General features: G+C 46.6%; 4 protein-coding genes. 1 reads left to right on the forward strand and 3 read right to left on the reverse strand.

The features are described from left to right. Positions 1-23: 23 nt before the first annotated feature. Complete coding sequence (zds, locus tag ACRC32_RS20675) at positions 24-1,490, reverse strand: 9,9'-di-cis-zeta-carotene desaturase (protein WP_438555732.1); 1,467 nt, start codon at positions 1,488-1,490, stop codon at positions 24-26. A gap of 397 nt (positions 1,491-1,887) precedes the next feature. On the opposite strand from zds, the gene ACRC32_RS20680 reads away from it, so the two are divergent. Next, complete coding sequence (locus ACRC32_RS20680) at positions 1,888-3,243, forward strand: NAD(P)/FAD-dependent oxidoreductase (protein ID WP_438555733.1); 1,356 nt, start codon at positions 1,888-1,890, stop codon at positions 3,241-3,243. A gap of 61 nt (positions 3,244-3,304) precedes the next feature. Here ACRC32_RS20680 and ACRC32_RS20685 read toward each other — a convergent pair whose 3' ends face one another. Continuing rightward, a complete protein-coding gene (locus ACRC32_RS20685) occupies positions 3,305-3,613 on the reverse strand; it encodes a hypothetical protein (RefSeq protein ID WP_438555734.1) in 309 nt (102 codons plus the stop codon). Between the two features lie 305 nt (positions 3,614-3,918). Then, a partial coding sequence (locus tag ACRC32_RS20690) for an EAL domain-containing protein (protein ID WP_438555735.1) occupies positions 3,919-6,094 on the reverse strand: 2,176 nt, incomplete at its 5' end.

Below are 6,094 nucleotides of genomic sequence, written 5' to 3' on the forward strand. Positions count from 1 at the left end.
GCTACTACCGCGCCTGCGTTTACCTATACAGCCGACAACTCACCTTGGCTGGCTAGTTTTTCACTTGCCAGAATTGCTTTCGCTGCCAATCGCCCCGAAAGTGTTGCCCCTTCCATACTATCGATGTAGTCTTGCTGGGTGTAGCTCCCCGCTAGGAAGAAATTTGCGACTGGCGTAGTTTGATAAGGACGATACGGTTCCATTCCTGGTGCTTCGCGATAGAGAGACTGCGCTAACTTGACAACGCTATACCAAGTCATATTTAACTCTCGCGACGAGGGGAATAGTTCGTGGACTTGCTTGAGGACGTGTTGAGCGATCGCCTCGTTACTTTCTTTAATAAAAGGATCGCCTGGTGTCAGTACCAGTTGCAATAAAGAACCCTGTCCCTCACGGTAATAATCTGTCGGGCTAGTTAAAGCCAAGTCTGCAAAACAAGAAAAATCGGCATCCGGCGTATACAGTAAATTATCGATGCCTGCGGCTTGCTGCAATTGCTGGCGTTTTTGAGCGTCTTGCAGTTCTGTCACCCAACCATCAAACCGCAATTGTACCGTTGCTACTGGTACTGCTTCTAACTTATAAATGTTGTCAAATTGCAACCATTGCCGCCATGCAGCAGGTAAGAGCCGTTGAATTCCTGGAACATCGCAAGCACAGACATAGGCATCGGCGGTAATTGTTTCTTCTGTCTCGCCACTAGCAACAACTATGCCCGTGACGCGGGTTTCTCCCCTGTCTTCGGCAAACTGAATTTCTCTGACTCGCCGCCGCGTGAAAATTTTGACCTGCCTATCCTCTAAATACTTCACAATTGGTTTGTGCAAAAACTCATCCGGCGAACCTTCCAACATCCGCAACACCGAAGCCTCGCTTCTAGCAGCAAACATTTGGAAAATTGTCAACATGCAACGCGCAGAAATATGCTCGCAGTCGATAAAACCCAAAGCATAGGCAATTGGGTTCCACATCCGTTTGATACTGCCATTGCTGCCACCCTGACGGCGGAACCAATCGGCAAAACTAATATTGTCGAGGCTGCGAATCGTTTTCATCGCCCCCTCGAAGTCAATTAAACCCCTTACTATAGGGCTAGTACCGAGGGCGATCGCATTTTGAACTTTATCTTGTAGTGACAGCTGCGAAGTCGTGAAAAAGGCTTTCAACCCATTAAATGGCGCACCTGTAATAAACCTAAAATCTAACGCTCCGGTGCGTCCGCCTTTATTAATAAAATTATGGACGTGTTCTTTTCGCAGTAGGTGTTCAAATGCCCCTACCTGCTTCATTAATTCAAATAGTTGGTAATAATTGCCAAAAAAGACGTGCAACCCCATCTCAACATGGTTGCCATCGGGATCTATCCAACTCCCGACTTTTCCACCTACAAAGGGGCGAGACTCATAAATCTCTACTTCCCAGCCAGCATCCGCCAACGTGACGGCAGTTGCTAGCCCAGCCAGCCCCGCACCGACAATCGCAACCCGCATGTGTTATATTTCCCGCTCAGTTTCTTTACGTATATTAACAGGGAGCAGGGAGCAGGGAGCGCACGAGCAGTGACCAGTGACCAGTGAACAGTGAACAGTTGTCAGTCAACAAATGACCAATGACTCTTGAGCAGTGACTCCTGACTAGTGACTCCTGACCAGCGATCGATTAATTCCGAATTCCGAATTCACCCCACACCCCACACCCCACACCCCACACCCTATTTACAAATGACCAATGACAACTGGTAACTGTCGCTACGCCCAAAAAGTGGCGATCGCAGTAATCTGGGATTAAAATCTGTGAAGCAAGTATTGGCAAAGGTGCAGATCTTTGCTTAATGACGCAACAAAGCTCTGTATATAGTAAAAGTAGAGAAAATTTAGCATCTAACTTATGGTAGAACCTGTGAAAACTCCTCATAAAGTTGTCATCGTTGGTGGCGGCTTTGCTGGGCTGTATGCAGCCAAAGCATTAGGTAAAAGTGGTTTCGATGTCACTTTAGTGGATAAGCGGAATTTTCATCTGTTTCAACCCCTGCTCTATCAAGTTGCTACGGGGACTCTATCCCCAGCCGATATTTCGTCGCCGTTGCGGGCGATTTTGAATCGACAAAAAAACACTAGAGTGCTGATGGGCGAAGTCATCGATCTCGATCCTCAACAGCAAAAAATTATTTTGCGTAATGGAGAATTAGCCTACGATAGCCTGATTGTCGCTACTGGGGTAAGTCACCATTATTTCGGTAACGATAACTGGGCAGAAGTTGCACCAGGACTCAAAACTGTAGAAGATGCTTTAGAAATGCGGCGGCGGATTTTTCTAGCTTTTGAAGCCGCTGAAAAGGAAACCGATCCAGAAAAACGTCGCGCTTGGTTGACTTTTGCGATCGCGGGCGGGGGACCAACGGGAGTAGAATTAGCTGGGGCGATCGCGGAGCTTGCTTACAGTACTTTAAAGCGCGATTTCCGCAATATTGACACAAAAGAAACCCAAATCTTGCTGATAGAGGGTATGGATCGCATCCTACCACCCTACGATCCAAAGTTATCGGCTCAAGCGGCGCACTCTTTAGAGCGATTGGGTGTAACGATCAAAACCAAAACTTTAGTTACGAACGTCACCGAGGATGCTGTGACGATCCGTCAAGGCGAGAATGTTGAATCCATTCCTACGCGGACGGTTTTATGGGCTGCGGGTGTTAAAGCTTCATCAATGGGAGAAGCGATCGCCCAACGCACGGGGGCGCAACTCGATCGGGCGGGACGAGTCATAGTCGAACCCGATTTGAGTCTGGCTAACTATGCAAATATTTTCATCATCGGCGACTTGGCAAGCTATTCTCACCAAGATAATAAGCCTTTACCAGGAGTCGCACCCGTAGCTATGCAAGAAGGGCAATACGTAGCAGAATTGATCCAACGCAGGCCTCAGGGACAAGCTGTTCCCCCTTTCCGCTACGTTGATATCGCTAGCCTAGCCGTGATCGGACGCAATGCCGCAGTGGTAGATTTACGATTCGTCAAGTTTTCAGGAATTTTTGCTTGGTTAATTTGGCTGTTCGTGCATATTTACTACCTAATTGAATTTGACAATAAGTTGGTAGTAATTTTCCAGTGGGGCTGGAACTATTTCACCCGCAAGCGAGGAGCGAGGTTAATTACTGGCGAAGAATCTTTACTTCAGTTAGGAATTGATGAAAACGGTAATTATTACGCGCCTTCAGGCGATCGCTCGGCTTTAAAAGTTTAAATGGTTAATGGTTAATGGTTAACGATCGACGGCTATTAACTATTAACCATTAACTATTAACTCAATTATTAGCAAGATTGCTGGCAACGCAGCCAAACATAAACTTCTTGACTTCTTTGGGAATTTTGCCAGTTGCTCTGTACTTTTTTTCTAGTTTAGAAAACTGTTCGAGATCGTATTCGTCTTGAATGCGATCGAGGACGCAAGCACAGACTTGTTTTTTACCGCTTTTTTCCGTGCATTCCTGCATAAAACTTTGTACGACTTCTACCGGATACGCATTGGTATTTGCTTCAGCCCGAACCAATGTAGGAAAGAAAAATGTGGCAGTAGAGAGAAGTGTGTATGTGATTTGCTTTCCAGTCAGCATTTTCCGTTTAAGTTCAAAAAAATTTCATGAAGCAGACAAATCAAACATAATTTATCCGCACATTTTCTGGGTCAGAAAAATTACTGAAATTAAGATATTCTTAATTGGCAGCTAGCGATCGTTAAGTATTAATAGGGAAGTGTAAACAAATAATACAAGTTAAAAACACTGATAAAAATCTCGCAATTGGCGCTCGCCTGTGTCAAGACAAAAGGTCACAGTTCAATTTAGTTATTAGGGAGCAGGGAGTAGGGAGCAGGGGGAGAGGAGATTAAACAATTTCCGACTTACGACTTACAACTTTCTTACCACTGAAGATTTTGACTCAGTAAGGCTGTTGCTGCTTCCCCATCTACAGCAGGAGAGAAAAAGTAGCCTTGCGCGTATTCGGACTGTAAAGCCCGCAGTCGGGTAAGTTGTGTTGCGGTTTCTACTCCTTCGGCTGTCACCTCTAGTTCGAGTTGGCGAGCGAGAGTGAGGATAGTTTCCACAAGGGGGGCGTTGTCAGCGCTTTCAATTTGTGCCACAAAGGAGCGATCGACCTTTAAACCGTGAATCGGAAAGTGGTAGAGCCGCCCTAGAGATGAGTATCCCGTGCCAAAGTCATCGATCCATAATTGCACGCCTAAATTTCGTAACTGCCAGAGGAGATCGGGTGCGGCTCCGGCTCCATCCATAATTGCGCCTTCAGTAATCTCTAGGTGCAAGCATTCGGCACTTAATTCTGTATCCTGTAAAGCTTGCTGTACTTGCTGGCTGAGCTGGGGTTGACTGAACTGCTTGCCAGAAATATTTACACTCATCGTTAAAGGTGCGATCGCGGGAAATTGCCTTTGCCACTGAGCTAATTGAGCGCAAGCCGTGTAGAGTACCCACTGACACATGCGGTTAATCAGTCCCGCTTCCTCTGCGGCGTGGATAAATTGGCTGGGGTTTTGCAAACCGTATTGGGGATGTTGCCAGCGAATCAAAGCCTCAAAACCGACAATTCTACCTGTAGCTAGCGAGATAATTGGTTGATAGTACAGGCGAAACTCTTGTCGTTCCACAGCATTTCTCAGATCTGTTTCCAATTGCAACAGTGCTACTGCCCTAGCGTGCATGTCAGGGTTAAATATTTGATAGCCTGACGTTCCCTGACTTTTGGCGCGATACATGGCAAGATCGGCATCTCGCAGTACGTCTTCGGAGTTGTCATAACCAGTGGTACTCAAGGCAATACCAATACTGGCAGCGGTGAAAACTTCCTGTCCGTCTAAATGAAACGGCACAGCAAGCGCAGTATTAACTCGTTCGGCAACGCGAATTGCGTCGCTAACATCGGTAATATCCTCGATCAGAATTGTAAATTCGTCTCCCCCGAGCCGCGCTACCGTATCTACAGGACGCAGACATTCTTTAAGGCGATCGCCGATCGCCATGAGTAAGCGATCGCCCAGTAAATGCCCTAAACTATCGTTAATGACTTTAAAGCGGTCTAAATCTAGAAACAAAACGGCGAAACAATCTTCTGGATGCCTTTTGTGGTGCTCGATCGCTAATTGCAAGCGATCCATAAACAGCACGCGATTGGGTAAACCCGTGAGTGGATCGTGAAACGCATTCTGCCGCAATTGTTCTTCTACTTGTTTCAATTGGGTAATGTCGCGGCAAATCGTATTCAGTCCTACAGGTGTCCCCATTGCGTCTAAAATTAATTTGCTGCGTTCGCGAATCCAAAACACCGAGCCATCTTTACGCACTTTTCGCAGTTCGATTTCGCTCGTCGTCACTCTGTCGCGAAACATGCTCTCCATCCACTGCTGCGCCCAAGGAAGATCGGCTTCGTAAACTGTCATCCAAGCCGAACTACCGATTAGTTCTTCTTGGCTATAGCCTAAATATTCAGCACTAAACTGATTTGCCGATTGGATTGTACCATCAGGTGTCAGGGAAAAATAGGCATCGGGAGCCAACTCGAATAATTCTTGATATCGCTTTTCACTTTCTCGTATTGCTTCAATTCTGGCGATTTCTGCTCTGAGTTGTTGACCAAAAAAAGAAGCCAAGCCACCTAACAATAAAATAGCCAAAGTTGCAACACCAATCGTAATTGCCAGCACGTAGTTATCAATGCCAGCAGATATCTTGCTTAATTTTTGGACACTGGGATAGAAATTGACTCCCGCCATTGCCAGATAGTGCATCCCATCAATCGCAGTTCCCGCTAAAATGGCACTTCCCAGCTTGCGCCAACTCTCCGCCGGAACCAGATGTTTAGCAGTCGGATGGAATGTCAGCCACAAGCCACAGAAGGATAGACCAACCGCACACAAATTGGAAAAAGCAACGAACCGCAGATTGTAGGTTGGTTCTGCTGCTACCAACATCGCGTGCATGGCAGTGTAATGCATCCCGATCGTCGCAAGCCCGACAAAAAAACTGCCAGACGACAGCAACAGCCAATTCAACGGTAGGCGACTGACGAGAAATAGCCCCAAA

Origin of the sequence: Chroococcidiopsis sp. (assembly GCF_051657925.1) — a bacterium.
Taxonomy (GTDB): Bacteria; Cyanobacteriota; Cyanobacteriia; order Cyanobacteriales; family Chroococcidiopsidaceae; genus Chroococcidiopsis.